Source organism: Rummeliibacillus sp. SL167 (assembly GCF_007896505.1).
GTDB classification, from domain to species: domain Bacteria; phylum Bacillota; class Bacilli; order Bacillales_A; family Planococcaceae; genus Rummeliibacillus; species Rummeliibacillus suwonensis.
This window is the reverse complement of record NZ_VCBM01000001.1, coordinates 1,891,944-1,905,023: the sequence shown is the minus strand read 5'-3', so window position 1 is coordinate 1,905,023 and position 13,080 is coordinate 1,891,944. Positions and strand designations below refer to the sequence as shown.

Annotated in this window: 15 protein-coding genes; 11 read left to right on the top strand and 4 right to left on the bottom strand. The window is 37.0% G+C overall.

The genetic code is table 11. From position 1 onward, the window contains the following. Positions 1-72: 72 nt before the first annotated feature. The 4 genes from FEZ13_RS19480 to FEZ13_RS08625 all read left to right on the top strand — a co-directional run bounded on the left by FEZ13_RS19480 (position 73) and on the right by FEZ13_RS08625 (position 2,016). Positions 73-210 carry a hypothetical protein gene (locus FEZ13_RS19480; RefSeq protein ID WP_186725821.1) on the top strand — a complete coding sequence of 46 codons (138 nt, stop codon included), beginning with the start codon at positions 73-75 and terminating at the stop codon, positions 208-210. 267 nt (positions 211-477) lie between these two features. Further along, a complete protein-coding gene (locus tag FEZ13_RS08635; protein ID WP_146552285.1) occupies positions 478-921 on the top strand; it encodes a CidA/LrgA family protein in 444 nt (147 codons plus the stop codon). Between the two features lies 1 nt (position 922). Continuing rightward, on the top strand, positions 923-1,600 hold the full coding sequence (locus tag FEZ13_RS08630; RefSeq protein WP_146552283.1) for an LrgB family protein: 678 nt from the start codon (positions 923-925) through the stop codon (positions 1,598-1,600). 125 nt (positions 1,601-1,725) lie between these two features. Beyond that, the gene (locus FEZ13_RS08625; protein WP_146552281.1) at positions 1,726-2,016 is read left to right on the top strand and encodes a UPF0223 family protein; all 291 of its coding nucleotides are present in this window, start codon (positions 1,726-1,728) and stop codon (positions 2,014-2,016) included. A 53-nt stretch (positions 2,017-2,069) separates the two neighbouring features. Here the strand turns inward: FEZ13_RS08625 and FEZ13_RS08620 are convergent, their stop codons facing one another. Next, positions 2,070-2,696, bottom strand: a complete 627-nt coding sequence (locus tag FEZ13_RS08620) for a YktB family protein (protein ID WP_146549492.1) — start codon at positions 2,694-2,696, stop codon at positions 2,070-2,072. Between the two features lie 164 nt (positions 2,697-2,860). Between FEZ13_RS08620 and FEZ13_RS08615 the strand changes: the two genes are divergently transcribed. Both FEZ13_RS08615 and FEZ13_RS08610 read left to right on the top strand, forming a co-directional pair. After that, entirely contained in the window at positions 2,861-3,058 is a 198-nt protein-coding gene (locus tag FEZ13_RS08615) for a hypothetical protein (RefSeq protein ID WP_146549491.1), read from the top strand. Between the two features lie 114 nt (positions 3,059-3,172). Continuing rightward, the gene (locus FEZ13_RS08610) at positions 3,173-3,964 is read left to right on the top strand and encodes an inositol monophosphatase family protein (RefSeq protein ID WP_146552784.1); all 792 of its coding nucleotides are present in this window, start codon (positions 3,173-3,175) and stop codon (positions 3,962-3,964) included. 161 nt (positions 3,965-4,125) lie between these two features. Here FEZ13_RS08610 and FEZ13_RS08605 read toward each other — a convergent pair whose 3' ends face one another. Next, entirely contained in the window at positions 4,126-4,314 is a 189-nt protein-coding gene (locus tag FEZ13_RS08605; protein WP_146549490.1) for a DUF5325 family protein, read from the bottom strand. Positions 4,315-4,491: 177 nt separating this feature from the next. On the opposite strand from FEZ13_RS08605, the gene typA reads away from it, so the two are divergent. After that, a complete protein-coding gene (typA, locus tag FEZ13_RS08600) occupies positions 4,492-6,333 on the top strand; it encodes a translational GTPase TypA (RefSeq protein WP_146552279.1) in 1,842 nt (613 codons plus the stop codon). 29 nt (positions 6,334-6,362) lie between these two features. Next, positions 6,363-6,755, top strand: coding sequence for a YlaH-like family protein (locus FEZ13_RS08595; protein WP_370467683.1), 393 nt, complete (start codon positions 6,363-6,365; stop codon positions 6,753-6,755). Positions 6,756-7,040: 285 nt separating this feature from the next. Here FEZ13_RS08595 and FEZ13_RS08590 read toward each other — a convergent pair whose 3' ends face one another. Both FEZ13_RS08590 and FEZ13_RS08585 read right to left on the bottom strand, forming a co-directional pair. Then, positions 7,041-7,244 (bottom strand): YlaI family protein, encoded by a 204-nt coding sequence (locus FEZ13_RS08590; protein ID WP_146552277.1) that lies wholly within the window; start codon positions 7,242-7,244, stop codon positions 7,041-7,043. Positions 7,245-7,257: 13 nt separating this feature from the next. Continuing rightward, entirely contained in the window at positions 7,258-7,758 is a 501-nt protein-coding gene (locus tag FEZ13_RS08585; RefSeq protein WP_146549487.1) for a peptidyl-prolyl cis-trans isomerase, read from the bottom strand. Between the two features lie 185 nt (positions 7,759-7,943). Between FEZ13_RS08585 and FEZ13_RS08580 the strand changes: the two genes are divergently transcribed. From FEZ13_RS08580 to pyc, 3 genes are all read left to right on the top strand, one after another. Next, positions 7,944-8,225 carry an Fpa/YlaN family protein gene (locus FEZ13_RS08580; RefSeq protein ID WP_146549486.1) on the top strand — a complete coding sequence of 94 codons (282 nt, stop codon included), beginning with the start codon at positions 7,944-7,946 and terminating at the stop codon, positions 8,223-8,225. A 62-nt stretch (positions 8,226-8,287) separates the two neighbouring features. Next, positions 8,288-9,454, top strand: coding sequence for an FtsW/RodA/SpoVE family cell cycle protein (locus FEZ13_RS08575; protein WP_146549485.1), 1,167 nt, complete (start codon positions 8,288-8,290; stop codon positions 9,452-9,454). A gap of 12 nt (positions 9,455-9,466) precedes the next feature. Beyond that, positions 9,467-12,898, top strand: coding sequence for a pyruvate carboxylase (gene pyc / locus FEZ13_RS08570; RefSeq protein WP_146552275.1), 3,432 nt, complete (start codon positions 9,467-9,469; stop codon positions 12,896-12,898). Positions 12,899-13,080: the final 182 nt, after the last annotated feature.

Here is a 13,080-nt window from a genome sequence, read left to right as displayed (position 1 = left end):
CATGAATATTTATCCCGCTTTAACGGGCAGTAAGACCCCATCCCAAGATTTAGAGAGAAACGACAAAGATAGATGGGGGATCAAACTGCCCGCAAAAGTCCGATTGGTTCGGGCGAGCAGAATGTTGGTCCCTCAGGTGTTGCAACAGGACGTGGCGCTTTTAACCTGAGTTCTTCTATTTCAGTGGGGTATGAAGAAAACCCTCACTGATGGAGTTTCACTTTATTGGTATCCTGTTGGCTTGCTTGGGAATTTACTACTTATTCATGCAGGATAAAATATCATATATAGTGCAACAGACTATTAACAATAGCGAAGTACATAATTGATATGATACAGTGTAGAAATAGTTGATTTTTGCTATTAAATGCTAATATTTTTCTAGATAAAATCTTTTTCTTGTAAAAATGAGTATAGACAAATTTAGAAAGTTTTGATAAATTGTACTATATTAGATGGGAAGGGGCTGGATTTGTTATGCGACAGAAAGGACTACTGTGTTTGAAAATCTTGGGGCAGGTTGCAATCTTATATTTGCTATCTGAATGCGGAAATTGGATCATGACGTTGTTACATATTAAGTTTCCTGGAAGTATCGTTGGATTGATCATTTTGTTGATCTTACTGATAACGAAGATTATTCCTGAAAATTGGATCGCTAATGGGGCGGATACATTACTTACGAACATAACATTGTTTTTTATCCCCGTAACAGTTGGCGTTATAGATTACCCTGAGTTAATATCTTGGCAAGGATTGCTGATTTTTGGTGTTATTTTCGTAACTACGATTTTGTCCATTGTAATTTCAGGGAAAGCAACACAAGCTGTAGAAAAACATTTAGAGAAACCATCTGAAAATCAGTTAGAGCCAATTGTCGAAACAGCTTTAGAAAGAATACAGCAAAAAGGGGAGGCATAAAATGTTAGCAATAACTATTTGTGTTGCAACGGTCATTGTATTTTTTCTTATGAAGAAAATGTATGCACGCTTTTATCATCCCATATTTTTTCCTGTATTTACAAGTGCCATTATTATCATTGGTGTATTATTATTATTTCATATTCCATACGAAACTTATATGGTTGGTGGAAAGTGGATTCACCGTTTGCTTGGTCCAGCAGTAGTTAGTCTAGCCTTGCCTTTATATAGACAAAGAAAGCTGATCATCAAAAACTATAAAGCGATTTTAACAGGGATTGTAGTAGCTTTAATGGTTGGGACTGGTAGTGCAGTGGCACTTGCAGGCTTGTGTCATTTTAAAAATGAGTATTTGAGAACACTTATTCCAAAGTCAATCACATCACCTGTTGCCATGCAGATTAGTAAAGTGATAGATGGTAATCCAACATTGGCTGCAGTATTTGTGATCATTACGGGAATCATCGGTGCAATAGTTGGACCGCTTCTCTATAAGATTTGCAAAATCGATACACCTATTGCTAAGGGAGTCGCAATGGGGAGCAGTGCTCATGGCATCGGTGTAGGAAAACTTACAGAATATGGGGAGAAAACAGTATCCATGGGATCTGTTTCCATGACATTAACAGCACTATTAGGGGCAATTTTCATACCTATAGCAGTCATAATATTTTTTTAGAATAAAGTCATTTCCCAGGGAATATACTATTCTCAGGAAAGAAAAGTTGCAGTATATTCCTGATACAGTTTACAATAATACTGTACATCTCTTTACTTAATATCGAGCTAAAGGTGGGACAGCGTATGGAATATTCATATCCATTTTCAATCGATTGGTCTACAGAAGAAATCGTGGATGTTATTGCATTTTTTCAGACAATTGAAAAGGCATATGAACAAGGCATAAAGCGAGAAGAAGTATTATCAAAATATCGCCGTTTTAAAGAGATTGTTCCATCTATGGCAGAAGAAAAAACTATTTTCCGCGAATTTGAAGATGAAAGTGGTTATGGCAGCTATGAAATCGTTAAGCAGACAAAATTGAGTCAAAATGGTACAATTATTAAAGGAACAATAGGCAAACGTAGAAGATAATTAAAAAGCAATCGGTTTACTCAGAATACGAGAAACAGCCGATTGCTTTTCCACTATTTATTTACCATAGTATTGTAAATAGGTAACAATGCATTAAATGTATCTTCTACTTGTTTGGCAAATTCTTCAGATGATAATTTCACTGCCTTTTCTTTAGGAATTTGCAAGCCGATTAAGAACTCGCCTTTTTTTACATCACGTAAGCGAGTCAAAAGTTTTTCAAGTGAACCATTATGAATTGCCTCACCTAGAGATATGCCAGTTGGATCAAAATGGTCTCCAGAAATATAGAAGTTTTCTGGGAGTTCATTGAAGAGATCTAGATTTTCCAGTAAATTTACCGCTATTTTTTGTTTGGAAGGTGCTTCGTAAATAGCGCATAGAATGATAAAAATATGCGATTGAAAAAGACCAATTTCGAAGTGAGGGAGTGCTTTGTAACCTCTTTTACTAGGGGCAAACGCTACCCAACTATCAATCGGGGGATTTACTTTTCGTCTAGCGTGTTTGGCGACATGCGGGAAAAATTCATCACCTATTTTAGTTGAAAAGTATGTACTAAAAGTTGTTCCTAATTCTTCAAATTTAGGACGTACGTTCTCGATAAGTGATGACATACGTTGTTCAAGTCCTGGTATTGTAAAGACATCAAAGTCTTTTTTAGTCCATTTTACAGTCACTTTTTTCTCTCCTTTTTTAACTTTATGTTTATTTTATTTGAAAAGTGGAAAAAAATCTTGTAGAAGGACTTACTATTTATTGCAAAATGAATATAATGTAGAAAATGGTTAGAAAAAATTTATTTTTCAACCGTAATAACCTCAAATTAAAGGAGCTGATCAACATGAAACAAGTCGTTCATATTATTCGTAAAGTGGATTTTGAAAAACAATACATCAAAGGTCTTCAATTAGAAGTGGATTATGAATTAGCTACACTATATGACGCGATGCAATTGAATGATACGGAACAAATTGCTCAAAGTAAGGCGAGGTTGGCTGAAATTCATACGGAACTGGAGGCATTCCATGCGTTCGCCTAGAAAAAGTGCAAAAAATTTGAAGTGACACTTGCTTATCATTATGAGAAGCAGGTGTTTTTTCTGTTATAATGAAAAAACAAAGATGACTTTTTTGGGTGGAAAGGTGTGAAAAAAATGGGGATCGCTGAAGTTCATCCATTTGCAAAATCGATTATTATGGAGGCAGGGGAACGTATCCGTCATTCATTTTCTGAAAAGTGGAAAATTGAAACAAAGGCTGATGCCAATGATTTGGTCACCAATATAGATCGAGAAACAGAACTATTTTTCATAAAAAAGATTAAAGAATTTGATGCCTCCTTTAAAATTTTTGGGGAAGAGGGCATGGGGGAAAAGATTGATTCGTTAGATGGTGTCGTATGGATAGTTGATCCGATAGATGGAACCATGAATTTTATACGCCAGCACAGGAACTTTGCTATTTCAATCGGTGTTTATGTCGACGGAATCGGAAAGCTTGGCTATGTGTATGATGTGATGAGAAACCAGTTATATTATGGGATAGATGGACAGGGTGCTTTTATGAATGAAGTACCATTAAAGCTGCTCAAACCTATTTCGTTAGAAAAATCGATCATAGGAATGAATGCTATTTGGGTAACTCCTAATAAGAAGATTGAGCATGAGCCTATGACAGATCTTATACGAAGGATTCGGGGGACAAGATCTTATGGGTCCGCCTCATTAGAAATAGCATCTGTTGCGTGTGGAAGAATGGATGCATATATATCATTAAGATTATCTCCATGGGATATTGCGGGTGGTGCCATCATTGCGAAAGAAGTAGGCGCGATTACTAGCAGCCTCAAAAACGAATCAATTAATCTATCAAATCAGGACACCTTTATCGTTGCGAATCCTGGGATTCATCAGGAAATCATTGAGAATTATATAAAGTTAAAATAGAAAACTCTATTTCACCTTAGTAAGCAGGAAGACCCCCACTCTGTAAATATCTGTAAAAGAAAGAGACTAGTGGAGGTCTGCACCTGTCTGTAAAATCCTAATTAGTTCAACTTATATACAGTATGAGGATGAAGAAAACCCCCACCAATGGAAGATTCACTTTATAATAACCCTTTGTCACGAAATTGGCGTTTGGTTTTAAATGCTAAGCCAAAAACGACAAATACTGCAACGATTCCTCCGATAATTCCAGAAACGCTACCCACAGCTATAGCCCAACCGATGGAACACATAGCTAAAATACCTGCTAGAGCAAAGATAGCCATGACGATTTTTGCTTTATTATTCATTATAAGCCTCCAAAAAATATATTATGATTCTATTGTTGAACGAAATCATAAGTTTAGCAAGGATTTCATATGGAATCGATAAAAATTTTGAAAAAATAAAGTGGAGTAAGACAATTTTCTCTTTTTATGCTATAATAACAAAGTTATGGACTTGAAAAAAGAATGTGGAGTGGAACAATGACAAAACTAAGAGAAGATCTCAGAAATATAGCAATTATTGCCCACGTCGACCACGGTAAAACAACTTTGGTCGATCAATTATTAAAACAATCAGGTACATTCCGTTCAAACGAACATGTGGAAGAACGTGCAATGGACTCTAATGATATTGAACGTGAACGTGGTATTACAATTTTAGCGAAAAATACAGCAGTTCACTATGGCGATACGAAAATCAACATTTTAGATACACCAGGACATGCCGATTTCGGTGGTGAAGTAGAACGTATCTTAAAAATGGTAGATGGCGTATTACTTGTAGTAGATGCTTATGAAGGTTGTATGCCTCAAACTCGTTTCGTACTGAAAAAAGCATTAGAACAAAAACTAACACCAATTGTAGTTGTCAATAAAGTCGATAAAGATTCAGCACGTCCAGAAGAAGTTGTCGATGAAGTGCTAGACTTATTAATCGAATTAGGTGCGGATGAAGACCAACTAGAATTCCCTGTTGTTTATGCTTCAGGTGTTAATGGAACAGCTTCTTTAGATCCAGATCCAACAAAACAAGAACCTTCAATGAAATGCTTATTTGAAGAAATTATCCGTCATATCCCAGCACCAGTGGATACTAGAGAGGAACCACTACAATTCCAAGTGGCTTTACTTGATTATAACGATTTCGTAGGACGTATCGGTATTGGCCGTGTATTCCGTGGAACCATCCATGTAGGACAATCTGTATCTTTAGCAAAATTAGATGGCTCAGTGAAAAACTTCCGTGTAACGAAAATCTTTGGTTTCTTTGGTTTAAAACGTGAGGAAATCCAAGAAGCATATGCAGGTGATTTAATCGCAGTTTCTGGTATGGAAGAAATCAATGTTGGAGAAACTGTTTGTCCACAAGATCATTTGGAACCACTACCTCCAATGCATATCGATGAACCAACGTTGCAAATGACATTTTTAGTAAATAACTCGCCATTTGCTGGTCGTGAAGGAAAATGGGTAACTGCTCGTAAAATCGAAGAACGTTTAAATGAGCAATTACAAACTGATGTATCTTTACGTGTCGAACCAACCGATTCTCCTGATGCATGGACAGTATCAGGGCGTGGTGAATTGCACTTATCAATCCTTGTTGAAAATATGCGTCGTGAAGGCTATGAATTACAAGTATCCAAACCGAAAGTTATTATTAAGGAAATTGATGGTGTAAAATGTGAACCGGTTGAACGCGTCCAAATTGATGTGCCAGAAGACGCGGTTGGTTCTATCATTGAGTCGTTGGGAGATCGTAAAGGTGAAATGCAAGATATGATCAATGAAGGGAACGGACAAGTTCGTTTAATCTTCATGGTACCAGCTCGTGGCTTGATCGGATATACAACTGAATTTATGTCATTAACCAAAGGGTTTGGTATTATTAATCATACATTTGATTCTTATCAACCTATTGCATCAGGTCGTGTAGGTGGTCGTCGAAATGGTGCACTTGTTTCTATGGAAACAGGTAAATCAACAACTTATGGTATGATGCAAGTAGAAGACCGTGGTGTATTATTTGTTGAACCAGGTACAGAAATCTATGAGGGAATGATTGTTGGTCAAAATTCTCGAGACAATGATATTACAGTTAATATTACAAAAATGAAACAAAAAACAAATGTCCGTTCAGCAACAAAAGACCAAACAAATGTTATTAAAACACCAAAAATCTTAACATTAGAAGAAGCACTAGAATTTTTAGATGATGATGAATATCTAGAAGTTACACCAGAATCTATTCGTCTTCGTAAACAAATTCTTAACAAAAACGAACGTGAAAAAACTGCTAAAAAGAAACGTAGTGCTGAATAATATATTTTCACTAGACGGGGAGGAGGTTAATCTTGTTTAAATCCGGTTTCCTATTAAAACTGAATTTTATGCAAGTCGCTACATCTACTTCTACAGATGGTCACGCTCAAGTATTTAATCGTATGTCCGGTGTTGCTCGCTATATTTATGAGAATTCACCGAATTATAAGACGGCAGGTTATATTCTATTAGCGGTTATCTTTGTATTGACTGCAATTGTGTACCATCTTGGATTTGCAAGATCCTCACTTAAACCATGGCAAACAGCTGTTATTTATGTGTTCTTGTTTTTAGGATGTATAATATTAACCTTTCTAGCATTCTTCTTGCCAATGGTAGAGGGATTGATAGTTGCAGCCTTAGTGCTAATCGTCTACAAAGTACGTTTGCGTAGAGATAAGAAAAAAGGGACTACTTCATAAGAAAATCATTTCTATCAAGTAGCCTGTCATATAAAAAGTCCGGATGTTAGAACAGCATCCGGACTTTCAGACTGTAGATAAACTTGAAATTTCGAGTTTGTCTACAGTTTTTTTAAATAAATTGAATTGTTTTGGAAATAGGGTTAGTTGATTGCCGTTTCAGCCGCATTTTTCCACGGGTTTGGCTTGCGGTCTCTACAAGGGCAGCAAGCATGTACGTCACAGAGCTGTTGCCACAGGACGTAGCAACAGGCTCTGTTCTTTTTATGAGATAGCTTCTAAATTCTAGAATTCTTCCTCTTCTTGAACAGCATTTCGAATAAAACGAAATTTACCAGTTGCCAGTCTTGCCATTGTCTTTTCAGTAATTCGATCGTGACAGGCAGGGCACATATAAGTGTGAATAGGACGATTACGCAGCTTTTTAGCCAGTGGTGAAAAGTCTGGAATTTCATTCAGATTATCACAGATAACACACTTTACTCGCATAGTAATTTCCCCCTTATTCTACTTGTATGCCAACGATTCCTTTTATAGGATTTTCAAAGTTGGAACCGTCTTCTAGTAATAAATAGACAGGACCATCTTCTGTCAGCATTTTCCCTTCTTTACTGAATTGGAAAATAAGTTTTTGGGCTTCGTCTATTTTAAAACGATGTTGCGATCCATCAGCTGTTTCAAATACGACAGTCGTAGCATCGGCTGCTGGTTCTGCATTGACGATAAAGGGGGCAATTTTGATGCCAAAGGTACCATTCATCATTTTTTTGCGATCAAATTTACGTTCGGTTTTTAAGGTTGGCGGGAAAGTTGCACCTTCCATAATTTCGCGGGACCAGAACTTTCCTGCCTTTTCGATATATTCTTCATCTGGATCTATTTCTTTTGGTTTTTCGACAAAATAAGTTTCTAAGTCTAGTTTACGATCATCAAAAATCCAAACAGAAGAATCCAATGTTATTGGAAAGTTTACTGCACCTTTAATTTGAATGATGGATTCCATAAGTTCTTCCTCCTCCGATTTGCACTTCATCTAAGTATAACGCTTTTTGCAAGCAGATAGAAAGAATTAATACGATGATTCTTAATTTGAAATATAGATACTTGCAATTTTCTTTTGCAAAAGCTAAACTTTATTAAGATAGATAAGATAGAATTGAAGAAATATCAGGTAATGGGGGCGTCCTCATGGATACAAAATCACAAAGTTCGTATCAGGAGAAAGCATTGGAACTCCTAATTGCCGATGCGGATAAAATAGCAAAATTAATAAGGGTACAAATGGATCATCTTACAATGCCGCAATGCCCATTGTATGAAGAAGTATTAGATACGCAAATGTTTGGTTTATCACGCGAAATTGATTTTGCGGTTAAACTAGGTTTGCTTGAACGTGAAAAGGGAAGAAAAATCCTTGATTCACTGGAAAAAGAGTTGTCTGCGTTGCATGATGCATACACAAAGAAGTAAGCAAAAAACTCAAACACAAAGTTGTTTGGGTTTTTTTGCTAAAGAATGAATGAGGGAGAAACATGAAAACATATTTAAAACAATATGCGAAATATTTTGACTATCCGTTATTTTTTACATACGTATTACTATGTTTGTTTGGTTTGGTGATGATTTATAGTGCGAGTATGTTTTGGGCTGTAAATACATTACATTACCCACCTGACTTTTTTTATAAAAAACAACTGATGAATTTAATACTTGCCGCAGTTGCATTTTTAGTGGGCGCGATTATTCCTTATAAACGATATCGTGACCGAGGTATGATGGTATTCATTATTGCAATGATGCTTGGTTTGCTAATCTCTGTTTTTTTATTTGGATATAGTCCGGGAAATTCAGGTGCTAAAAGTTGGCTCAATTTTGGTTTTGCTAATTTGCAGCCTTCAGAATTGACAAAACTAGGAATGATTTTATATTTCGCAGCCTTTTTTGCGAAAAAGAGAGAAACAGGAAAGCTGGATTTGATCAATGAATCGATTGTTCCTCCTTTATTTATTTTAATGATTGCTTTGTTTTTGATTGCTTTAGAACCAGATTTAGGGGCTATTGGTTTAATAACAATTATTGTTTTATCAGTGATGGCGGCCAGTGGCATGAAATTCTCCACATTTAGTAAAATCATGGGTTGTTTAATAGGCTTGGGGGTTATGGGGCTTTTAGTACTCTTTATTTTCAAAGATTCGTTTTTTACAGAACGACGAGTAGGAAGATTAAAAGCGTACCTTGATCCATTTAAAGATGCAGATCAATTCGGCTATCAAATGGTCAATAGTTATTATGCTATCGGATCAGGCGGTGTGAAAGGTCTAGGATTGGGACAATCAATACAGAAGATGGGCTATTTACCAGAACCTCAAACAGACTTTATATTAGCAATCATTTCTGAAGAATTAGGAACTTTTGGGATTGCTATAGTGTTATTTGGATTAGGATTTATTGTTTATAAAGCAATGCGTATTGCGATAAAGGCGAAAGATCCTTTGGCTCGCATGATCGCTGCAGGTATTGGTAGCTGGATTGGTATTCAAACATTTGTTAATGTGGGAGGACTTAGCGGACTTATACCATTAACTGGTGTACCACTTCCGTTTATTAGTTATGGCGGAACCTCAATAATTTTGTTATCTTTAGCTATGGGGATATTATCAAATATCTCCATGATTGTAAAAAAAGATAATCATCAATAAGGGGGATTTTATATGCCGATTCATAAAATTCTAGTTGCCAATCGTGGCGAAATAGCGATTCGTGTTTTTCGTGCTTGTACAGAAATGAACATTCACACAGTGGCAATCTATTCAAGAGAGGATAGCGGTTCGTTTCATCGTTATAAAGCAGATGAGGCTTATCTTGTCGGGGATGGCAAGAAGCCGATTGATGCTTATCTTGACATTGAAGGGATTTTAGAAATCGCCAAAAAGTCAGGTGTAGATGCTATACACCCCGGCTATGGTTTTTTAGCGGAAAATTTAGAGTTTGCCAAGCGATGTGAAGAGGAAGGGATTATTTTCATCGGTCCAACTTCCAAACATTTAGATATGTTTGGGGATAAAGTAAAAGCAAGAGAACAAGCGGTTTTAGCTGGAATACCAGTTATTCCAGGTACAGATGGCCCTGTAGAGTCTCTGCAAGAGGTTTTAGCATTTGGTGACAAACATCAATATCCATTGATGATTAAAGCTGCTCTTGGCGGTGGTGGTCGAGGAATGCGCGTTATACATAATGCAGAAGAAGCGCAGGAAGCATATGAACGTGCAAAATCAGAGGCAAAAGCGGCTTTTGGATCAGATGAAGTTTATGTTGAAAAATGCATTCTTTACCCAAAACATATAGAAGTTCAAATACTTGGAGATAAAGAAGGGAATCTCGTTCATCTATACGAACGTGATTGCTCTATTCAACGGAGACATCAAAAGGTCGTAGAAATCGCTCCATCTAATTCGATCTCTCAAGATTTACGAAAAAGAATTTGTAATGCGGCCGTTCAATTGATGAAGAATGTTGGATACATCAATGCAGGTACTGTTGAATTTCTAGTATCTGATGATCATTTTTATTTTATCGAAGTCAATCCTCGTGTTCAGGTAGAACATACGATTACGGAAATGGTGACAGGAATTGATATTGTCCATGCACAAATCAATATTGCCAATGGTCATACATTACATGATGATACCATTAATATTCCTGAGCAATCCAAAATACCGTTATTTGGATTTGCTATTCAATCACGTGTGACAACGGAAGATCCACAAAATCATTTCATGCCCGACACAGGAAAACTAACGGTATATCGTTCAAGTGGAGGGTTCGGTGTTCGTTTGGATGCAGGGAACGGTTTCCAAGGTGCAGTTATTTCCCCACATTATGATTCATTGTTGGTGAAAGTTTCGACTTGGGGAAACACATTTAAAGAAGCAGCAGCCAAAATGGATCGAAATCTACAAGAATTCCGCATTCGTGGCATCAAAACAAACATCCCGTTCTTAGAGAATGTGGTAAAGCATCCAAAGTTTTTAGATGGTCAATTTGATACGAGTTTTATAGATTCTACACCGGAGTTGTTTTTATTTAAACCAGTGCGTGACCGAGGGACAAAATTACTTAGTTATATTGGCAATGTGACGATAAATGGTTTTCCGGGGATTGAAAAGAAACAAAAGCCGATCTATCCGAAGTCACATAAACCGCAAATCGATCGTTCTCAAGCCATTCCTTTTGGGACAAAACAGATTTTGGATAAAGAAGGTCCTGAAGGTTTAGTGAAATGGATTCGAGCACAAGATGATCTATTGTTAACGGATACAACCATGCGTGATGCACATCAATCATTACTTGCTACGCGTGTCCGTTCATATGATATGCATGACATCGCAGATGATACAGCTCGTATTATGAGTAATTATTTTTCTCTTGAAATGTGGGGAGGTGCAACGTTTGATGTTGCCTATCGCTTTTTAAAAGAAAACCCATGGGAGCGATTACTTAAACTGCGTGAACAAATTCCAAATGTATTGTTCCAGATGTTATTACGAGGAGCAAATGCAGTAGGTTATAAAAACTACCCAGATAATCTGATTAGAGAGTTTATTCAAAAATCTGCAGATGCAGGGATCGATGTCTTCCGTATTTTTGATAGTTTAAATTGGATCAAAGGAATGGAGGTAGCCATCGATGCTACACGAAATGCTGGAAAGATAGCAGAAGCGGCTATTTGCTATACAGGAGATATCCTAGATGATAGTAGAGCAAAGTATACTGTAAAGTACTATAAAGATATGGCGAAGGAATTAGAAGCAGCTGGAGCCCATATTCTTGCCATAAAAGATATGGCTGGCTTACTAAAACCAGAAGCAGCCTATCGATTGATATCCGAATTAAAAGAATCTGTAGATTTACCGATCCATTTACATTCACATGATACGAGTGGCAATGGTATTTACTTATATGCAAAGGCAGCAGAAGCGGGAGTAGATATTGTTGATACAGCATTAGGCTCAATGGCTGGCTTAACCTCTCAACCAAGTTCAAATAGTTTGTACTATGCTATGAAAGGGAACAAACGTCAAGTTCGAGCAAATATTGAAGGGTTAGAAAAGTTGTCCTATTATTGGGAGGATGTTCGAAAATATTATAAAGATTTCGAAAGCGGCATGATAAGTCCACACTCAGAAATTTATGTTCATGAGATGCCGGGTGGTCAATACAGCAATTTGCAACAACAGGCAAAAGGCGTTGGGCTAGGAGACCGTTGGGAAGAAGTCAAAAAGATGTATTCACGAGTGAATCTATTGTTTGGTGATATCGTCAAAGTAACACCATCATCAAAAGTTGTAGGGGACATGGCATTGTTTATGGTCCAAAATAATTTGGATGAAGAATCCGTATTGGAACGTGGAAAAACGATTGACTTTCCAGACTCTGTGATTGAATTCTTCCAGGGCTACTTGGGACAACCATATGGTGGTTTTCCTAAAGAATTGCAAAAAGTCGTGTTAAAAGGTCGTGAGCCGATTACAGTAAGACCTGGTGAATTATTAGAGCCAATAGATATAAAAGCGATTCGTGATCAATTGTTTAACAAATATAATAGGCCGATTACGAGCCATGAAATTTTGGCATACGCTTTATATCCAAAAGTTTTTGAAGAGTATATGGAAACCATCAAAAAATTCGATAATGTGTCAGTTTTGGATACGCTTACTTTCTTATACGGGTTAAGACTTGGTGAAGAAATCGAAGTTGAAATTGAAAAAGGAAAAACGCTGATTATTAAATTAGTATCGATTGGGGAACCACAGCATGATGGTACACGCGTCCTTTATTTTGAATTAAATGGACAACCTCGTGAAATTGTGATTCAAGACATGACAGTTGAAGTGGCTGGGGAACGTAAACCAAAAGCGGATCCATCGAATGCCAATCAGATTGGTGCAACAATGCCGGGTACTGTATTGAAAGTAGTTATTTCACCGGGAAGCCCAGTCAAACGAGGGGAACACCTATTAATCACGGAAGCGATGAAAATGGAAACAACTGTGCAGGCTCCAAAAGATGGCGTCATTAAAAAAATATTTGTTGAATCAGGAGATGCTATTTCAACAGGGGATTTATTGATTGAAATGGAATAAATGAAAAGCTAGGACGATTTCTTGCTTTTTTCTATAGAAATTCACATGGGTTTTTATCCCGCTTTAACGGGCAATAAGACCCCCATCTCAAGATATAGAGAGAAAGATGGGGGATGAACTGCCCGTTAAAGTCCGATTGGTTTAGCTAACCATCAGTGGGGGATGAAGAAAACCACCATTGA

Excerpts from the sequence above, each read along its gene's own strand:
- FEZ13_RS08575 (WP_146549485.1), top strand. The coding sequence starts at position 8,288 with ATGAAAACATATTTAAAACAATATGCGAAATATTTTGACTATCCGTTA.
- pyc (WP_146552275.1), top strand. The coding sequence starts at position 9,467 with ATGCCGATTCATAAAATTCTAGTTGCCAATCGTGGCGAAATAGCGATT.
- FEZ13_RS19480 (WP_186725821.1), top strand. The coding sequence starts at position 73 with ATGGGGGATCAAACTGCCCGCAAAAGTCCGATTGGTTCGGGCGAGCAG.
- FEZ13_RS08625 (WP_146552281.1), top strand. The coding sequence starts at position 1,726 with ATGGAATATTCATATCCATTTTCAATCGATTGGTCTACAGAAGAAATC.
- FEZ13_RS08585 (WP_146549487.1), bottom strand. The coding sequence starts at position 7,758 with ATGGAATCCATCATTCAAATTAAAGGTGCAGTAAACTTTCCAATAACA.
- FEZ13_RS08635 (WP_146552285.1), top strand. The coding sequence starts at position 478 with ATGCGACAGAAAGGACTACTGTGTTTGAAAATCTTGGGGCAGGTTGCA.
- FEZ13_RS08605 (WP_146549490.1), bottom strand. The coding sequence starts at position 4,314 with ATGAATAATAAAGCAAAAATCGTCATGGCTATCTTTGCTCTAGCAGGT.
- FEZ13_RS08580 (WP_146549486.1), top strand. The coding sequence starts at position 7,944 with ATGGATACAAAATCACAAAGTTCGTATCAGGAGAAAGCATTGGAACTC.
- FEZ13_RS08615 (WP_146549491.1), top strand. The coding sequence starts at position 2,861 with ATGAAACAAGTCGTTCATATTATTCGTAAAGTGGATTTTGAAAAACAA.
- FEZ13_RS08610 (WP_146552784.1), top strand. The coding sequence starts at position 3,173 with ATGGGGATCGCTGAAGTTCATCCATTTGCAAAATCGATTATTATGGAG.
- typA (WP_146552279.1), top strand. The coding sequence starts at position 4,492 with ATGACAAAACTAAGAGAAGATCTCAGAAATATAGCAATTATTGCCCAC.
- FEZ13_RS08590 (WP_146552277.1), bottom strand. The coding sequence starts at position 7,244 with ATGCGAGTAAAGTGTGTTATCTGTGATAATCTGAATGAAATTCCAGAC.
- FEZ13_RS08630 (WP_146552283.1), top strand. The coding sequence starts at position 923 with ATGTTAGCAATAACTATTTGTGTTGCAACGGTCATTGTATTTTTTCTT.